This is a genomic window from Sphingomonas sanxanigenens DSM 19645 = NX02 (assembly GCF_000512205.2).
Taxonomy (GTDB): domain Bacteria; phylum Pseudomonadota; class Alphaproteobacteria; order Sphingomonadales; family Sphingomonadaceae; genus Sphingomonas_D; species Sphingomonas_D sanxanigenens.
This window is the reverse complement of sequence record NZ_CP006644.1, coordinates 3,166,855-3,184,729: the sequence shown is the minus strand read 5'-3', so window position 1 is coordinate 3,184,729 and position 17,875 is coordinate 3,166,855. Positions and strand designations below refer to the sequence as shown.

8 protein-coding genes are annotated in these 17,875 nt (G+C 66.1%); 4 read left to right on the top strand and 4 right to left on the bottom strand.

The annotated features are described in order from the left end of the window. Nucleotides 1–2: 2 nt before the first annotated feature. Nucleotides 3–8,333: a calcium-binding protein gene (locus NX02_RS14625; RefSeq protein ID WP_025292947.1), complete on the bottom strand. Its 8,331-nt coding sequence runs from the start codon at nucleotides 8,331–8,333 to the stop codon at nucleotides 3–5. 656 nt (nucleotides 8,334–8,989) lie between these two features. On the opposite strand from NX02_RS14625, the gene NX02_RS14620 reads away from it, so the two are divergent. Both NX02_RS14620 and hutC read left to right on the top strand, forming a co-directional pair. After that, complete coding sequence (locus NX02_RS14620; RefSeq protein WP_039997576.1) at nucleotides 8,990–11,569, top strand: M14 family metallopeptidase; 2,580 nt, start codon at nucleotides 8,990–8,992, stop codon at nucleotides 11,567–11,569. A 77-nt stretch (nucleotides 11,570–11,646) separates the two neighbouring features. After that, complete coding sequence (gene hutC, locus NX02_RS14615; RefSeq protein ID WP_025292945.1) at nucleotides 11,647–12,399, top strand: histidine utilization transcriptional repressor HutC; 753 nt, start codon at nucleotides 11,647–11,649, stop codon at nucleotides 12,397–12,399. Nucleotides 12,400–12,414: 15 nt separating this feature from the next. On the opposite strand, the gene NX02_RS14610 is transcribed toward hutC, so the two are convergent. Beyond that, a complete protein-coding gene (locus tag NX02_RS14610; protein WP_025292944.1) occupies nucleotides 12,415–13,704 on the bottom strand; it encodes an MFS transporter in 1,290 nt (429 codons plus the stop codon). A 201-nt stretch (nucleotides 13,705–13,905) separates the two neighbouring features. Between NX02_RS14610 and NX02_RS14605 the strand changes: the two genes are divergently transcribed. Then, on the top strand, nucleotides 13,906–14,664 hold the full coding sequence (locus NX02_RS14605; RefSeq protein WP_245648594.1) for an alpha/beta fold hydrolase: 759 nt from the start codon (nucleotides 13,906–13,908) through the stop codon (nucleotides 14,662–14,664). A gap of 90 nt (nucleotides 14,665–14,754) precedes the next feature. Here NX02_RS14605 and NX02_RS14600 read toward each other — a convergent pair whose 3' ends face one another. Further along, on the bottom strand, nucleotides 14,755–15,651 hold the full coding sequence (locus NX02_RS14600; RefSeq protein ID WP_025292942.1) for an SDR family oxidoreductase: 897 nt from the start codon (nucleotides 15,649–15,651) through the stop codon (nucleotides 14,755–14,757). A gap of 96 nt (nucleotides 15,652–15,747) precedes the next feature. Here NX02_RS14600 and NX02_RS14595 point away from each other — a divergent pair, with 96 nt between their 5' ends. After that, entirely contained in the window at nucleotides 15,748–16,611 is an 864-nt protein-coding gene (locus NX02_RS14595; protein WP_025292941.1) for a helix-turn-helix transcriptional regulator, read from the top strand. Here the strand turns inward: NX02_RS14595 and NX02_RS14590 are convergent. Next, the gene (locus NX02_RS14590; protein ID WP_025292940.1) at nucleotides 16,596–17,858 is read right to left on the bottom strand and encodes a DUF2264 domain-containing protein; all 1,263 of its coding nucleotides are present in this window, start codon (nucleotides 17,856–17,858) and stop codon (nucleotides 16,596–16,598) included. The genes NX02_RS14595 and NX02_RS14590 overlap by 16 nt on opposite strands. Nucleotides 17,859–17,875: the final 17 nt, after the last annotated feature.

Below are 17,875 nucleotides of genomic sequence, written 5' to 3'. Positions count from 1 at the left end.
GATTACAGCACCCAGGATGCCGTCAACGCCGTCACGTCGCCCGTGAACAGGATCACCATGTCGGCGTTGGCATCGCCATTGACGTAGAAGCTGGCGGTGCTCGTGTTGGTGCCCGCGTCGAACGCCAGCGTGTATTGGGCGACACCGCTGGTGACCGTCGCCACCCGGCCGAACGCCTGGTCGCCCGCCGCGCTGGCCGCGTCCACCGCCGACACGTCGAGGATGTCGCCCGCCGCGAAGTCGAGGATGCGGTCGGTCACAGTGAGCGTGCTGTCGCCCGCGGCGAGGTAGACGAAGCGGTCGTTCTGGGTGCCGCCGGTGAGCAGGTCGGCGCCGGCACCGCCGGTCAGCGTATCGGTGCCCGCCGCACCCGTCAGCACATCGTCGCCGGCAGCGCCGCGCAGCACGTCGTTGCCGGCGCCGCCGTCGACCGTGTCGTTGCCCGAACCGGCATCGACGGTATCGTTGCCCGAGCCCGCGGCGATGATGTTGATCTGGATCGAGCCGGTGAGGATGTCGTCGAAGTTCGATCCGGTGAGATTCTCGATCGAGGACAGCGTGTCGGTGCCGGCGCCGCCGCTGTTCTGCGCGGTCGCCAGCGCCAGGTTCACCGTCACGGCGCTGGTGGCGGTGGCATAGCTGGCGGTGTCGTTGCCCGCACCGCCGACCAGCGTGTCGTCGCCGAGCCCGCCTGCCAGCACGTCATTGCCGGCGTTGCCGGTCAGCACATTGGCGCCGGCGTCCCCGGTCAGCTGGTCGTCATAGGCGCTGCCGGTGAGGTTCTCGAAGCCCGACAGGGTGTCGCCGCCGGCCGCCAGGGTCGATTGGCCGACCGTGATCGCCAGGCTGACGCGCACGCCGCCGCTTGCCGCGGCATAGGTCACCGTATCGATGCCGTTGCCGCCCTGCAGCGTGTCGTTGCCGAGTCCGCCCTGCAGCACGTCGTTGCCGTCGCCACCGGTCAGCACATTGCCATACTCATTGCCGGTCAGCGTGTCGGCGAAGGCCGATCCGATCACATTCTCGATGTTGCGCACCGCATCGGTGCCGGCACCGCCGGTGTTCTGGCCGGAGGTGCCGACCAATGTCAGCGCGATCCCCGAGGCGGCGTCGGCATAGGTCACGGTGTCCGTGCCGGATCCGCCGTCGAGGATGTCATTGCCGAGGCCGCCGATCAGCAGGTCGTTGCCCAGGCCGCCGCTCAGCGTGTTGGCATTGCCGTCGCCGGTCAGCACGTCGTTATAGGCCGTGCCGGTCAGGTTTTCGATCGCCACCAGCACGTCGGTGCCGGCACCGCCGGTTGCGCTGTTGGTGACGAGGCTTGCGGTGACCGCGGCCGTCGCGGCGGCAAAGCTCGCCGTGTCGGATCCGGCGCCGCCTTCGATCCGATCGTCGCCGAGCCCGCCCTGCAGCACGTCGTTGCCATTGCCGCCGGTCAGGACGTTCGCGGCGGCATCGCCGGTCAGAACATCGTCATAGGTGGAGCCGATGAGGTTTTCGAAGCCCGAGACGGTGTCGCTGCCCGCGGCACCCGTGGACTGTACCGTGGTAACCGAAAGGTTCGCCGTGATGCGCGCGGTGGCGCTGGCATAGCTCAGCGTGTCGATGCCCGCGCCGCCCGACAGGATGTCGCCGACCCGGCCGGTGCCGCCATCGATCAGATCGTCGCCATCGCCGCCGGTGATGGTGTTGGCGCCGGTATTGCCGGTCAGCACGTCGGCGAAAGCAGAACCGATGAGGTTCTCGATCAGCACCAGCGTATCGGTGCCGGCGCCGCCCGTGTTCTGGGCAATGGTGGTACCGAGCGTGACCGTTACGAAGGCACTGGCGCCCGCATAGCTGGCGGTGTCGATGCCGGTGCCGCCGTCGAGCGTATCGTCGCCGGCGCCGCCTTCCAGCACGTCATTGCCGTTGGCGCCGCTCAGCCGGTTGTTGCCGCCGTCGCCGGTGAAGGTGTCGCCATAATTGCTGCCGGTCAGCGCCTCGATGCCGGCCAGCGTGTCGGTGCCGGCGCCGCCGGTGGCGCTGCCGGTCAGCAGGCTGGCGACCACCGCGGCGGTCGCCGTCGCATAGCTGGCGGTGTCGAAGCCGGTACCACCGTCGAGCACGTCATTGCCCGCGCCGCCCACCAGCAGGTCGTCACCCGCACCGCCGGCCAGCGTGTTGGCGCCGGCGCTGCCGGTCAGCCGGTCGGCGAAGGCCGAACCGGTGATGTTCTCGATGTTGGACAGCGTGTCGCTGCCCGATCCGCCGGTCGCCTGCGGGCCGTTCAGCGCGAGGCTGACCGTCACGGCCGCCGCCGCGGTCGCATAGGAAACGGTGTCGATGCCGTCGCCGCCGTTGAGGATGTCGTTGCCGGCGCCACCATCCAGCGTGTCGTTGCCAGCCAGGCCACTGAGCCGGTCGTTGCCGGCCAGGCCGTTGAGCGTGTTCGGGCCGCCATTGCCCTCGAGCAGATCGTCGCCTGAGGTGCCGACGATCGGCGTCATGTCGTTGACGACAGGCACGTCGCCATCGAGGAAACGGATGAACTCGATCTGGGTGAGCGTCTTGGTGCCGAAGCCCGGGTTGGACAGGCTGGAGACGACCACCGATCCATCCGCACGCGGCTCGATGACCGCATCAGCGGACATCAGCGCGATGATCGCGATGTCGCTGCCCGATCCGCCGGTCAGCACATCGTCGCCGGTGCCGCCATCCAGCAGGTCATTGCCGTCGCCACCATCGATGACGTCATTGCCCGCGCCGCCGGAGAGCGTGTTGGCGCCCGCGTTGCCGATCAGCGTGTCGGCGAAGGCGGATCCGATCAGCGTCTCGATGTTCGCGAGCGTGTCGGTCTCGCCGCCGGTCGTGGCGCTGCCGGTGGCGAGGTTCGCCGATACGCCGGCAGCCGCCGTCGCATAGCTCACGGTGTCGATGCCGTCGCCGCCATCCAGTGCGTCGTTGCCGTCGCCGCCGATCAGCAGGTCGTCATTGGCGCCGCCGTTGAGGGTGTCCGCTCCGGTGCCGCCTTCGATCACATCGTTGCCGGCATCGCCGTTCAGCGTGTCGTTGCCCGCGCCGCCCGCGATCTGATCGGCGCCCAGCGCGCCGGTGACCGTATCGGCACCGGTGCCGCCGTTGATGCGGTAGCCACCGCTCACGCCATTCAGGATCAGCGTGTTGCCCGCGTCGCTGAGCACGAAGCCCGATCCGGCAATGCTACCGGTGATGGCGAGCGTCGCTCCGGTCAAGTCGGCGGTGCCGCCGCCGGAAAGCCGCACGGTATCCGCCTCGACGATGCTGAACGCAGCGAGTTGGGCTGCGGTGAGCAGCACGGTCGCGCCGGTATTGACCACCCGCTCGACGTCCGCGTCGATGATCGCGCCGGTCAGGTCGAGGTGCGTCGCGGACTGCGACAGCAGCGTGTCGATGCCGCTGCCGCCGATGAAGCGGTCGCCCGCATCGACGGTGCCGCTGACCGCGAAGCTGTCGTCTCCGCCTTCGGCATTCAGCGTGTCGGTGCCGGCGCCGCCGGCCAGAACGTCGTTACCGTCCCCGCCGTTGAGCGTGTCGTTGCCGATGCCGCCATCGACGATGTCGTTGCCGGCGCCGGCATTGACGACGTCGTTGCCGCCTTCGCCGTTGAGGGTGTCGTTGCCGTCGCCGCCGCCCAGCACGTCGGCACCGTCACCCGCGTTGATCAGGTCGTTGCCGCCATTGCCCAGCAGCGAATTGATTGCGGCGTTGCCCGTCAGCGTATCGTTGAATTCGGAGCCGGCGAGGCCTTCCATATTGGTCAGCGTATCGAGGCCGGCGCCAAGCGTGTTCTGCTGGCCGGTGACCGCCAGGCTGACGGTTACCGCGCTCGCGGCGCCGGCGTAGCTGGCGACGTCGGCGCCGCCCATGCCGTTGATCGTATCGTTGCCGGCGCCGCCTTCGAGGACATTGCTCTCGGCGTTGCCGGTCAGCACGTCGTTCGCGCTGCCGCCGATGATGTTCTCAATGCTGTACAGCGCGTCGGAGCCGTGGCCGCCCGCCGCGACATTGGTGTTGAGGTTGACGTTCACCGCCGAGGTCGCCTCGGCGTAGCTCGCGGTATCGCTGCCGTCGCCGCCGTCGATCGTGTCGTTGCCGACGCCGCCCAGAAGGATGTCGTTGCCGGCTTCGCCATAGAGGTAATCGATGCCGGCCGCGCCGCTCAGCGTGTCATTACCCTCGTTGCCTTGCACAAGGTCGCTACCGCTCGTCGCATCGACCCGATCGCTGCCGATACCGCCATGGACCGTCACGCCGCCATTCAGCGCGCCGGTCAGGATCAGCGTAGTGCCACTGTCGTTGAGGTGAATGACGCCAACGCTGCCATTGAAGGTCACGCCCGCCAGGTTGATAAGGCCGGACGTGGTGACATAGATGTCGCCGATACTCTGCAGATGGGTGAAATTGCCGAGCTGGCTTGCGGTGAGATAGGTCGTCGAGCCACTCGTATCGAGCTGCTCGATGTCGGTTCCGATCGTCGTCCCGGAGAAGTCGACCGTCGTGTACAAGGTATGATAGCGCAACGTGTCGAAGCCGGTGCCGCCACTGTAGGTCTCTCCCGCGATATCGGGGATGCCGATGTCGTCTACATCGCCGACATCGAGGAAATCGTCGCCGCCGCCGCCGCTCAGATGGTCGATCCCGAGCCCTCCGGCGAGCACATCGCCGCCGTCGCCGCCATTGATGGTGTCGCTGCCGGCACCGCCGTTCAGATTGTCGCCGTAGATCGAGCCGGTGACGGTGTCGTTGCCGACATCGCCATAGACGGTGAAGCCGTTCTGCCCGGTGACGCCCGACAGGTCGAAACTGTTGCCGGCGGCCGCAAGATAGAAGGCTTCGTTCGCCGACACATCGGTGTCGTTCAGCGTCACCGACCCACCCGTCGTGAGCGCCACCCAGCGGACATAGAGGCCGCCGATCGTGTCGAGCTGCGCCGCGGTCATCGAGATGGTGTAGCTGAAATAGGACTGCTGGAGCAGTTCGATGCCGGTAAGGCTGGTGGCGGAAAGATCGACATCCGCCTGGAAGTAGAGATCGAGCCGGTCCTCGCCGCTGCCGCCGTCATAGAGTTCGCCGGCCGCGATGTCGCCCGCGTCATAGACGTAGATCACATCGTTGCCTGCGCCGCCGTTCAAGATGTCGGCACCGGCGCCGCCATCGAGCGCGTCGTCGCCCTCGCCACCGTTAAGCGTGTCGATCCCGGCCTCGCCATACAGGCTGTCCAGGCCGTCCGTGCCATTCAGCACGTCGTTGCCGCCGGCGCCGTACAGCCCGTCATTGCCGATGGAACCCGTCACCGTGTCCGCGCCGCCAGCGCCTTGCACGGTGAATGCCGCCTGGCCCGTGGCACCGGTGAGGTCGAAATTGTTGCCGGCGGCGGAAAGATAGAAGAACTCCGCGGCGCTCACATTGGTGTCGTCGAGTGAAACGGATCCACCGGTGGTCAGCGTCAGTCCGCGGACGTAGATCTGCCCCAGCCCGTCGAGCTGCGCGGCCGTCAGTGAAACATTGTAGCCATAATATGCCTGTTGAAGAAATTCGATCCCTGCAAGGCTGGTGGCGGAAAGATCGGCGTCGGCCTGGAAATAGAGGCTGAGCGTGTCGTAGTCGGCGCCGCCATCATAGTGTTCGCCCGCGGCGATGTCCGCGACGTCATAGACATAGATATAGTCGTCGCCCGCGCCGCCGCTCAGAACGTCCGCGCCCGTGCCTCCGTCGAGCGTGTCGTTGCCGTTGCCGCCATTGAGCGTATCGATCCCGGCCTCGCCGTTGAGCGTGTCATTGCCGGCAGCACCCGAAAGCAGGTCATTGCCGCCACCGCCGAACATCTGCTCGTCATTCTCGGACCCGGTTACCGCGTCCGCGCCCCCGGCGCCCTCGATGCGGTATCCGCTTTGCCCGGTGACCCCCGTCATGTCGAAGACATTGCCGGCGGCTGAGAGGCGGAAGACGCCAACCGATTGCGTGAAAGCGCCGTTCAGCGCGACCGATCCGCCATCGGTCAGGGTGAAGGAATCGCCGTAGAGCTGGCTCAGACCGTTGAGCTGCTCTGACCTGAGCGAGACATTATGATAATAATTGACCTGTTGCAGAAACTCGATGCCCGTCAGAGCGGTCGCAGAGAGATCGACATCGGCCTGGAAGTAAAGGCTGAGCGTATCAAAGCCCGTGCCGCCATCATATTGTTCGCCGGCGACGATGTCGGCGACAGTATAGACATAAATGATGTCGTCTCCCGCGCCGCCGCGCAGAATGTCGATGCCTGCGCCGCCATCGATGCTGTCATTGCCGTCGCCGCCATCGATGGTGTCCACGCCGGCTTCGCCATAGAGCGTGTCGCCGTCTGCGCCGCCATCGATCGTGTCGTTTCCGCCGCCGCCATAAATGGTGTCGATACCGGCAAGGCCCGCAATCACATTGGCCGTATTGTTGCCGGTGAGCGTGTCCCAGCCGAGGTTCGATCCCGTCAGGTTCTCGAAACCGCTGATCGTTTGATTTCCCGCACTCGTATACTGTGCCCCGGTGATCGCGAGACTGACACTGACCGAGGCGCTGGTATGCTCGTAGCTCAGCGTGTCGATGCCCGCGCCGCCGTTCATCACGTCGTCGCCGGTCAGCCCCTCGATGACATTGTCACCGCTGTTGCCGACCAGCGTGTCGTTCCAGGCGGTGCCGATCAGGTTCTCGATGCTGCTCAGCGTATCGACGCCGCCGCCGACCGTGTTTTGTGCTGCGGTGCTGTTGAGGTTGACGTTCACGCCGACACCGGCGGTGAGATCGTAATAGGCGGCGGTGTCGATGCCGGCACCGCCGTTCAGGATGTCGCGGCCGAGGCCGCCCAGCAAGGTGTTGTTGCCCGATCCGCCGTTCAGCGTATCGTCGCCGCCATGGCCCCAGATACCGTGATACAGAACGGAGCTGTCTTCCGACGCGTCGCCCACCGAAATCACGTCGTTGAATTCGCTGGCGGTCAGATAGCCATAACGTTCGAAACCCTGCAGCGTGCCGCCGCCCACCTGCATCGATCCGCCGGTAAAGAGGACGGAAAAGTCGAGCATCAGCCCGGATGGCGCATAGCGGTATTCGATCGAAAGCGTATCGACGCCTGCGCCGCCATCGAGGTTGTCGCCATAGCCGCCGAACAGCCGATCGTCGCCGCTGCCGCCGGCAAGCGTGTCGATATCCATGAAACTATCGACATCAGCGTAGGAACGAAGGACGTCATTGCCGTCACCACCACTGAGCGTGTCCGATCCGCTGTCGCCGATCAATTCATCGTCGCCAGCCCCACCGCTCAGTTGGTCGTCACCGCCGCCGCCATAGATGATGTCTCCAGCGATGCTGCCGGTCGCCTGATCATTGCCTTCCAGCAGATAGACGGTTCCACCGGTCGTGAACGACACGTTCGCAAGCGAGACGATGTCGTCGTACTGCGTGAGATACAGATACCCGAGCGTTTCGACGCCCGTGATCGCGAGCGTGCTGACGACACCGCTCGTCATGGCCGAAGCATCGATGTAGAGGGTATCCGTACCCGCGCCGCCGTCGATCGTATCGAGAACCGAAACCGAATAGATCGTGTCGTCGCCGGCACCGCCGGACAGCGTGTTGGTGCCGGTGCCCCCGTCGATCGTGTCCGCCCCGTCGGCGCCGTTCACAATGTCGTCACCGGCATCGCCATACAGATAGTCGCCGAAGGCCGTTCCCGTGACATTGTCGTTTCCGGTTGCGCCGTAGATGGCGGCGTAATTGTCTGCGTCGGCACCAGTGAAATCGAGCGTGTTCCCGCTGGCCGAGAGATAGATGTTGACGTTGTTCAGCAGGGTGGCGCCGTTCAACGAAATGATGCCGGCGCTCGCGATCTCTATCGCATATCCATATGAGTAGATGTAGCTGAAACGATCGAGCTGCAGTGCCGTCAATCTGACGGTTCCGAAAACATCAAGGCCTTCGACGTCCGCCGCGATCGTGACCACCGACAGGTCCAGCGTTGCTCCCGTCGATCCGCGGATCACATCGAAGCCGGCGCCGCCGACGATCTGCTCACCCGCGACCGGGTCACCCGATGCGCTATAGAGGATCACATCGTCGCCATCGCCGCCATTGATCGTGTCGGCACCCGCGCCGCCGTTGAGCGTATCGTCGCCATTGCCGCCGCTCAGCGTGTCAGTGCCGGCGCCGCCGTTGAGGATATCGGCGAGTTCACCGCCCGTGAGCACGTCATTGCCATTGCCGCCGTTGATCGTGTCCTCGGCGGGCCCCGCCTGATCGCCGGTGATCGTGTCCGGACCGGTGGTTCCATTGTAGGTCGGCATCGTCGGATCCTTCGAAACGGGTTGGTGCTGAGCGACGGGCCAGACCTGGCTTCAGGCGCAGCTATCGGCCGAGATCGGAATGAAAGGTCAGGGTCAGGCGCGCGGCGGCATGGGCAACGGGTGCCACGCCGGGCGGCGCAGGGGCCGCAGCGAGAAGCATGCGAGAAAGGTTCGAATCATCAACGGCTTGGCCCCCACCAAACGCGACGCAAAACTGCGAATCTGTTATTCCCCGACTTAGCCTTAACTTAGCGCATGAAAAAGTTCGTGGCAATCAGTAGCCATCACCACATCGGCGAAGATTTATTGATCATTAGGCAGTGTTCGTATTCTGCAGCTTCGCCCACTACAGATTCGATGAAGATCAGATGGCTCGATACCCTGATTAGGGTATGTGAGTGCAGTTATGTTAAATGCATCGCGAGGTGAATGCATCTGTCGCAATCCTGAATGTTGGGGCGTGTTGCCGGACAGTGTTGGAAAATCCCTGCGCCCAGCCTCCGATGCGCGGCGCGGAAATTTGCAACTGGGGGTATTGTATATACAAAATGAACCCGATAGCGTCATGCTCGCGTAACAAGATGACGGGCGGAGAGGACGATCTGGCGGATGCGCGCCCAACGCGCGCACGGGGTTGCATCGGGATGGAGAAAAGCATGGCGGGTTTGAAGCGGGGACTGGCACTTTCGACGATGGCGATGACCGGTGCAATCGCCGCGGTGCTGGCGGCGGCGCCCGTCGCGGCACAGCCCACGCCCAAGGAGGTTCTCGGACATGATGTCGGCGAGGATTATTACCTCGCCAGCTACGAGGACTCGGTCAACTATTTCCACAAGCTCGCCGCTACGACCGACAAGATGAAGATGGTGACCGCCGGCAAGACCACGCAGGGCCGCACCTACGAATATGCGATCATCTCCAGCCCCGAAAATCTTGCGAAATGGGACGCGACGGTCGCGGCGCACAAGCGCCTCGCCACCGCCGACGGGCTCGACGACGCCGCCGCGAAGGCGCTCGCCAAGGACAGCCTGATCATCGTCCATATCGATGGCGGCCTGCACGCCGCCGAGGTTTCCGCGCACCAGTCCGCAATGGCGCTCGCCTACAAGCTTGTCGCGTCGCCCAATGACGAAGAGGTCCAGAAGATCCTCAGGAACGTCATCGTGGTGCTGTGGCCGACGCTCAATCCGGACGGGATGACGATGGTCGTCGACTGGTATCGCAAGCAGCGCGGTACCCAATGGGAAACCAGCGCGATGCCGTGGCTGTACCAGGACTATGTCGGCCACGACAACAACCGTGACGGCTACATGCTCAACATGATCGAGTCGCAGAACGTCTTCAAGGCCGAGCAGAGCTACAGCCCGACGATCTGGTACACGCACCACCAGGTTGCGCCGTTCCCCGCGCGGATCTGGGTGCCGCCCTTCTCGGATCCGATGTCGAGCAACATCAGCCCCTATATGCGCAGCTGGACGACCGCGATCGGCGTCAACATGATGAACGCGTTCGAGGAACGGCAGATGCCCGGTGCGATCGCGCAGGCGCGGTTCGACAATTGGTATCCGGGCTTCCTCGACTATACCCATGTGTTCCGCCACACGATTTCCTTCTTCACTGAAGTCGCGCACAGTTCGGCCACGCCGAAATATTATGATCCGAAGAAGTTTCCCCGGAACATGCAGGATATGAAGGCGCAGGTGATGTATCCCTCGCCGTGGAAGGGCGGCTGGTGGCACTTCGCCGATTCGATCAGATATGAAACGGTCGCGTCGATGTCCGTGCTCGATACCGCCGTGCGCTATCGCGACGTGCTGCTCTACAACCGCTATCAGGCGGCGCGCGACACGATCAGCAAGGGCGCCAGCGGCGAAGGGCCCTATGCCTGGGTGATCCCCGGCGGCCAGGCGGACGCGCCGGAGGCGGCGTCGCTCGCGCAGAAGCTGATCCAGCAGGGCGTGATCGTAAACCGCGCGAACGCGCCGGTGACGCTGGGCGGCAAGCCCTATCCGGCGGGGTCCTGGGTGATCCGCATGGATCAGCCCTATGCCGGGCTCGTCCAGGAACTGTTCGAGCGCCAGAAATATCCGGACGCGATCATGGGCGGTGACGGCAAGCCCGTCGATCTTCCCTATGACGTGACCGGCTGGACCTTGCCGCTGCAGTTCGGCGTCATCGCCGAGCCGGTGACCGCGAAGCCGGCGGCGGACGCCTATGCAGCGCTGACACCCGTGGCCGAGGCGCGCGAGCAGGGCGGGGTGACCGGTTCCGGCTCCACCTTCCTGCTCAGCCGCAAAGTCAATGCCAGCTTCTTCGCCGCGAACGAGGCGGCGAAGCGCGGCGCGAAGATCGCGCTGACCCCGGATTCGATCGTGCTGAGCGGCATCGGTGCCGATGCGATGGCCGCCATCGCTGCCGGCAGCGGTGCCACCGCGACGGCGACCGCCACCGCACCGCAGGCGACCGCGGTCAAGGCGGCGCGCGTCGGCCTCTACCGCCCGTGGGGCTCCAACATGGACGAGGGCTGGACGCGCTGGCTGCTCGAACAATATCAGTATGGCGCTTCGTCGATCCGCAACGAGGATATGAAGAAGGGCGGCCTTTCCGCCAAATATGACGTGATTATCCTGCCCGATCTGCGCGGCCGCGATTCGCTGCTGAACGGCCTCAAGCCCGAGGATGCGCCCGCGGGCTATACCGGCGGCATCGGCGAGGAGGGCGCGATCGCGCTCAAGAAGTTCGTCGCCGAGGGCGGCACGCTGGTGACCTTCAACAATGCGGCGGATGCGGCGATCGACCTGTTCGCGCTGCCGGTCACCAACATCGTCAAGAATGCGCGCAGCGACGAATTCTTCTGTTCGGGCGCGCTGCTGCAGGTGAAGCTTGCCACGCCATCGCGCGCGACTGCGGGCATGCCGGCGGATCCGGTGGTGATGTTCGAGAAGGGGCCGGTTTTCCAGCCGGCGCGCGGCTTCAAGGGCAATGTGCTGGCGTCTTACCCGACCGAGGGCAATCCGCTGCTCAGCGGCGTGCTGCTCCACCCGGAAAAGCTGCGCGGCCGGGCGGCGGCGCTCGAGGTGGAATATGGCAAGGGCCGCGTCTTCCTTTACGGCTTCCGGCCGCAGTGGCGGGGGCAGACGCATGGCACCTACAAGATGCTATTCAACCTGCTGTTCGCTTATCCCGACCAGGAAGCCTCGACGCTCAAGGTTACCGAGGAGGCGGGTTATCGCTGATCGGGTCGCGGGGATGGCGGGCGGCTTCCGGTCGCCCGCCATCGTCGCCGAATGCTGGCCTTCCGCGAGGGAGATGCGTGTTGATCGAAAAGAAGCGCACGGCCCCCGAAACCCGGCCGCTGTACCAGACCATCCGCCACGCGATCGAGACGCAGATCATGTCGGGCGCGCTCAAGCCCGGCGATCGCATCCCGTTCGAACATGAACTGATGGCGCAATATGATTGTTCGCGGATGACCGTGAACAAGGCGCTGTCGAGCCTCGCCACCACCGGGCTGATCTCTCGCCAGCGGCGCCGCGGCTCGTTCGTCACGCGCCCACGCATCCACATGGCGGCGCTGCAGATCCCCGATCTGCGCGAGGAGATCGAGCGGCGGGGGCATGTCTATCGCCTCCATCTGCTCAGCAGCCTCGTCCAGGCGGTCGACGACGAGACCGGGGAGGTGATGCGGCTACCCGCCAGCGGCCAATTGCTGGCGATCCGCTGCCTCCATCTGGCGGATGGGTTGCCCTATGCGCTGGAGGAGCGCTTCATCAATCTGGCCGCGGTGCCGCAGGCGGCCGAGGTCGATTTCTCCGAGACGCCGCCGGGAAGCTGGCTGCTGTCGCACGTGCCGTGGACCGAGGCGGAGCACCGCATCACCGCGGTGGCGGCCGGGGAGAAGGCCAAGTCGCTGGGGGTTAAGCCCGACAAGCCCTGCCTCGTGCTGCAGCGCTGGACGTGGCGGGAGAAGGAATCGATCACCTATGTCCGCCTGATCTTCAACGCCGACAATTTCGACCTGACCGCGCGCTTCGTCTCCAACGTAGGCCCCGAAGGCGACGGCTGAGCGATCAGGGGGTGCTCATGCCGGCAATGGCCGGCGGCGGCTGCCGATCAGGGTGAGGCCGAAGATCAGCAGGCCCGCCAGGGTGAGCGCGAAGCCGGCCCAGACCGCGGCGAGCAGCCCCAGCCTGGCACCGATCGCGATCCCGCCGGCCCAGGCGCCGACCGCATTGGCGACGTTGAGCGCGGCGATGTTCATCGCGCCCATCAGTGACGGTGCCTCGGGCGCGAGCCGGGTGAGGCGCACCTGGATGGTCGGGATCGCCGTCATCATCGTCGCCCCCACGCCGAACATCGCCGGCAGCAGGATCCAGACATTGGCGCCGCCCATCGCGAGGATGGCGAGGACGACGAGCGCGCAGCCGAAGCCGATGACGATGCCCCGCACCGGGCTGCCATCCGCCAGCCGCCCGCCGAACAGATTGCCCGCGGTCATGCCCAGGCCGAACAGCCCGAGCGCGACCGGGATCATGGCGGGGGTGCGCCCCGCGGTGTCGGTCACCAGCGGGCCGATGAAGGTGTAGACCGCGAAGATGCTGGCAACGCCGATCGCGGCGACCAGCATGACGCCCCAGACCGCGGGTTTGCGCAGCGCGCTCAGTTCCTGCATCACCGGGCTGCCGTTCAACGCGGCGCTGCGCGGCACCCACAGGTGGATGGCCAGCAGCGCGAAGCCGGCGAGCGCTGCCACCGCCACATAGGTTTCGCGCCAGCCCAGCGTCTGGCCGAGGATGGTGGCAAGCGGGGATCCGAAGATCGTCGCGACGGTCAGCCCCGCCATCACGATCGCGAATGCCTTCCCCGAATGGCCGGGGCCGACGATGTAGGAGGCGACGACCGCACCCGCGCCGAAATAGGCGCCCTGCGGCAGCCCGGCGACGAAGCGTGCGACCATTAGCAGCCCCAGATCGGATGCCGCGGCGGACAGCAGGTTGCCGACGATGAACAGCGCCATCAGCCCGAGCAGCACCGTGCGCCGGTTGAGCCGCGCCGCGGCGAGTGTGACGAGCGGCGCGCCGATGATCACGCCGAAGGCATAGGCAGTGATCGCGTTGGTCGCCTGCGGAATGGTGATGCCGAGGCTGGCCGAGAAGAGCTGGATGATGCCCATGCTCGCGAATTCGGAGGTGCCGATGCAGAAGCTGCCAAGCGCCAGTGCGAACAATGTGCGGCTGCGGTTGCGCTGCTGGGCGGCGTCGGAACAATGCAGCTTCACCGCCTCGCACTGCGGCTTATAGGCGCGGCCGAGCGGGTTGAGGGGGCTCAGGTCGGTGCGGATGTCGCGGTCGCCATCATGCGGCAGCTTCAAGGGCGGTCTCCCGGGCGCTGGGCGCGCGCATGGCCGGAAGGGTACAGGCTGGAGGGGAGGGGCGGGGTTAAAGCTGGTAAAATCGCGTGGTCCCACCCCCTGAACCCCCCGCAATGCACCGGATTTTACCCCTATTCACCCGGCTGAGCCCCGCCATGCGCTATGCTGGGGGCCTCCGTTCAGCAGGAAGGGAAAGAGGCCATGATCCGCACCGCATCCGCGCTCGCCGCCGCCATGCTCGCCGTCGTCAGCCCAACCGTCGCCGCAGCCGAAACCGGCAAGCCGGTGTCGATCGTCCTCGTCCATGGGGCCTTCGTCGACGGATCTGGGTGGCAGGCGGTCTACGACCTGCTGTCGGCCGATGGCTATGAGGTGCTGGTCGTGCAGAACCCTACGGTCACGCTCGCGGGCGATGTCGCTGCGACCGAGCGGGTGATCGCGATGGCGAAACATCCGGTGGTGCTGGTCGGCCATTCCTATGGCGGGGCGGTGATCACCGAGGCGGGGGACAATCCCAAGGTGAAGAGCCTCGCCTATATCGCCGCCTTCGCGCCGGCGGCGGGGGAATCGATCCTGTCGCTGGCGGAGCAGCCGGTGCCGCCGGGCGAGAGCAAGGCGCCGCTGCTGCCGCCCAAGGACGGCTATCTGATCACCGACCCCGCCAAATTCCCCGCCGCCTTCGCCGCCGAGGTCGATCCGAAGGTGACGCGCTTCATGGCCGCGGCGCAGGTGCCGTGGGGGCTGGAGGCGGTGCAGACCAAGATCACCCGCGTCGCCTGGAAGACCAAGCCGACGCACTTCATGGTCACCACCCAGGATCATATGATTCCGCCTTCCGCGCAGCGCGGCATGGCGAAGCGCGCCGGTGCGAAGACGGTGGAGATCAGCAGCAGCCATGCGGTGATGTTGGCGCACCCGCAGGACGTTGCGGCCTTCATCAGGACTGCGGACGTGCCATGACATAATACCGTCCCGCTCGGTCTGCGACCGATCGGGAGAGGGTTTCGCTCAGGCGCCGCGCGGGCTTAACCAAGCTGCGATGAGTTACACTCATCGCAGCTTGGTATAATCCATCCGCTCGAGATCGGCGATCAGCCCGGGGCCGGTCGGCTGCCAGCCCAGCCGCGCGCGCGTCCAGGCGCTCGATGCGCTCAGGTCCTGCGTGGCGAACAGCGCCAGCCAGCCGAAATGCTCCGCCGCCTGCCCGGGCGGGACGGAGACGGCGGGAACGCCGAGACCGGCCGCGACGGTCTCAGCGATTGCGCGGAACGATACGCCTTCCTCGGCGACGGCGTGGTAGCGCGCACCGGCCTCGCCCGCTTCGACCGCGCGCCGATAGAGACGCGCGACATCGCCGATATGCGCGGCCGACCAGCGATTGCCGCCATCGCCGACATAGGCGGCCGCACCCTTCGCGCGCGCCATCGCGACATAATAGGTGATCAGCCCCTGCTTCACGGTGTCGTGGACCTGCGGCAGCCTCACCACCGACAGGTTGACGCCCTCGGCCAGCACCGCGGCACCCGCTATTTCGGTCAGCGTGCGTGGATTGGGATGGTGGGTGTCGAAGACGTCTTCCATGGCGGGCGTGCCGGGTTCGGCGATGCCGATGCCGATGCCCGAGGTGATGAGCAGCGGCCGCCCGGTGCCCGCGAGCGGTGCCGCCAGCGCGCGGATGGCGCGCTCGTCCTTCGCGCAATTGGCGGCGAAATCGGTGAAGTTATGGTCGAAGGCGGTGTGGATCACGGCATCGGCGAGCGCCGCGCCTGCGCTGAGCGTTTCGGGATCCTCGAGGTCGCCGCGATGCACCTCGGCGCCCGCCGCGGCCAGCGCCTGCGCGCCGGCATCCGATCGCGTCAGCCCGAGTACCTCATGCCCGGCGGCAAGCAGTTCGGGTACGAGATGGGATCCGATGAAGCCGGTGGCGCCGGTGAGGAAGATGCGCATGAACAGTCTCCGTTGATGTCGAAAGCGACTGTCGCATCGCAACAGATCCTGTTAAAGTAGTGATATTATCATGGTATAATGAGCAACAGGATGGCGATGCGACACGATGCCGCCGATAGCCTCGGCAGTTTCCTGAGGGACCGGCGCGCGCGGCTCGACCCCGCCGCACTCGGCTTCGTCAGCGGGCGCCGGCGCACGCCGGGGCTGCGCCGCGAAGAGGTCGCGCAGCGATCGAACATCAGCCCGACCTGGTATACCTGGCTTGAGCAGGGGCGGGGCGGGGCGCCCTCCGCGGGCGTGCTCGATCGGCTGGCGGCGGGGCTGATGCTCACCGATGCGGAGCGCGAGCATCTGTTCCTGCTCGGCCTCGGCCGCCCGCCCGAGACGCGCTATCGCGGCAGCGACGGGGTGACGCCGCGGCTGCAGCGGGTGCTGGACGCGCTGCCGGTCAGCCCCGCGATCATCAAGACCGCGACCTGGGATGTGGTGGCGTGGAACCGCGCTGCGGCGATCATGCTGACCGATTATGGCAGCCTGCCGCGCGAGCAGCGCAACGTCTTGCGGCGGATCTTCGGCAATGCACGGGTACGCGAGGCGCAGGACGATTGGCTTGGCGTCGCGCGCTATGTCGTCGCCGCATTCCGGGCGGACGCCGCGCGCGCGGGCGCGGAAACGACGCAACTCGTGGCGGAATTGTCGCAGGCCAGCCCCGAATTCGCGGCGCTGTGGCGCGAGAATGACGTGGTTGGGCAGGGCGAGGGCGTGAAGCGGCTTCGCCACCCCGAACTCGGGCTGGTCGAACTGGAATTCTCGGCGTTCGCGGTCGATGGCCGGCCCGATCTGGGCATGGTCGTCTACAACCCGGCGACGCCGGCGGCGGCGGATGCCATCCGCGCGCTCATCGCGTCGCGCGACAGCGCCGGCTCCGGCCCCCGCTCCGGCGATCAATATTCGACGTAGTAATCCTTGGGGAATTCCTCGCCTGCGAACGCCTTCTTGCTGGTCCAGGGCAAGGCCGGCGACGTCCAATAGCTGTCATCGGCGGAGAGACCGAGCGCGATCAGGCTTTCGGAAGCGATATACATGCTGCCGGCGTTCGAATACCAATCGCCAAGCTTGGGCTGATGGCCGGTGAAGCCGATCGTCATATAGCCCTTGGCGTCGAAATTGCTCGGGTGGCGGAACACCGCGCGCTGCGCGGCGAGCGTGGCGGCGCGCACCTGTCCTTCGGGCAGCGCGGCGGGCAGCCGCTTGCGCCACGCCAGCAGCCCGAGCGGCTGGAACACAGCGGTGCGATAGGTGAGCGACCGGCCGATCGGCGCATAGGCGCCGTCGGGCCCGATCAGCCGCTCCAGATGCTCGCCATAGCGCTGCATCCGCTTATAGGCCTGATCGAGCAGCGCCCTGGCGTCGAGGCTGTTGAAGCGCGCCTTGGTCGCCGCCAGCACTTCGAGGATTTCGACGAGCATCGGGTGGATCACATAGGATCCGTAATGGTCGAAGTGGAAGCGCGGGCCATCGGCATACCAGCCGTCCCCCACATACCATTCGTTGACCTTGCGGATCGCCAGATCGAGCCGCACCGGATCCCAGTCCTCGCCGATCGAGAGCAGGAAGGCCTCGTTCATCGCCGCGAACAGCAGCCAGTTGGTATAGGGCGGGGAGACGCGGCGCAGCCCCTTGATCTCCTCCACCACGCGCTTCTTCGTCGTCGCGTCCAGCGGGCCCCACAATTGCCTGGGGGCGCGCAGAAACGCGTTGGTGAAATAGGCGGAATCCACCAGCGGCTGGCCGTAGATATGCCATTGCAGATAGTCGGGGCTTTGCGGATCGACCGAATGGGCATAGGCCGCGAGCGCCTGCTGGCGCAGCGTCGCGCGCAACCGGCCTTCGGGCGTCGCATCGTCGGGCAGCGCCAGCCACGGGGCGATGCCCGAAATCAGCCGGCCGAACGCCTCCAGATAGGAAACCTTCGGATCGCGGCCGTCCCAGGTGGGGCTGAGTTCGGGCTTGAACGCCGCCTGCAGGCGGCCCTGCGACATCGGTTCGAGGATCGGCACCGCCATCTGCCGCAGCAGATCGACCATATAGGCGCGATCATCCTTCGCGCCGGCGCGCGGGGCAGGGGGGGCGGCGGATGCGGCCTGCGCGGCGGGCACAAGCGCGCCGGCGGCGAGCGCGGAACCAAGGAAGTGACGACGGTCCATCGACGGTCTCCTGCGCA

Excerpts from the sequence above, each read along its gene's own strand:
- NX02_RS14595 (WP_025292941.1), top strand. The coding sequence starts at position 15,748 with ATGCGACACGATGCCGCCGATAGCCTCGGCAGTTTCCTGAGGGACCGG.
- NX02_RS14590 (WP_025292940.1), bottom strand. The coding sequence starts at position 17,858 with ATGGACCGTCGTCACTTCCTTGGTTCCGCGCTCGCCGCCGGCGCGCTT.
- NX02_RS14605 (WP_245648594.1), top strand. The coding sequence starts at position 13,906 with ATGATCCGCACCGCATCCGCGCTCGCCGCCGCCATGCTCGCCGTCGTC.
- NX02_RS14620 (WP_039997576.1), top strand. The coding sequence starts at position 8,990 with ATGGCGGGTTTGAAGCGGGGACTGGCACTTTCGACGATGGCGATGACC.
- NX02_RS14625 (WP_025292947.1), bottom strand. The coding sequence starts at position 8,333 with ATGCCGACCTACAATGGAACCACCGGTCCGGACACGATCACCGGCGAT.
- NX02_RS14600 (WP_025292942.1), bottom strand. The coding sequence starts at position 15,651 with ATGCGCATCTTCCTCACCGGCGCCACCGGCTTCATCGGATCCCATCTC.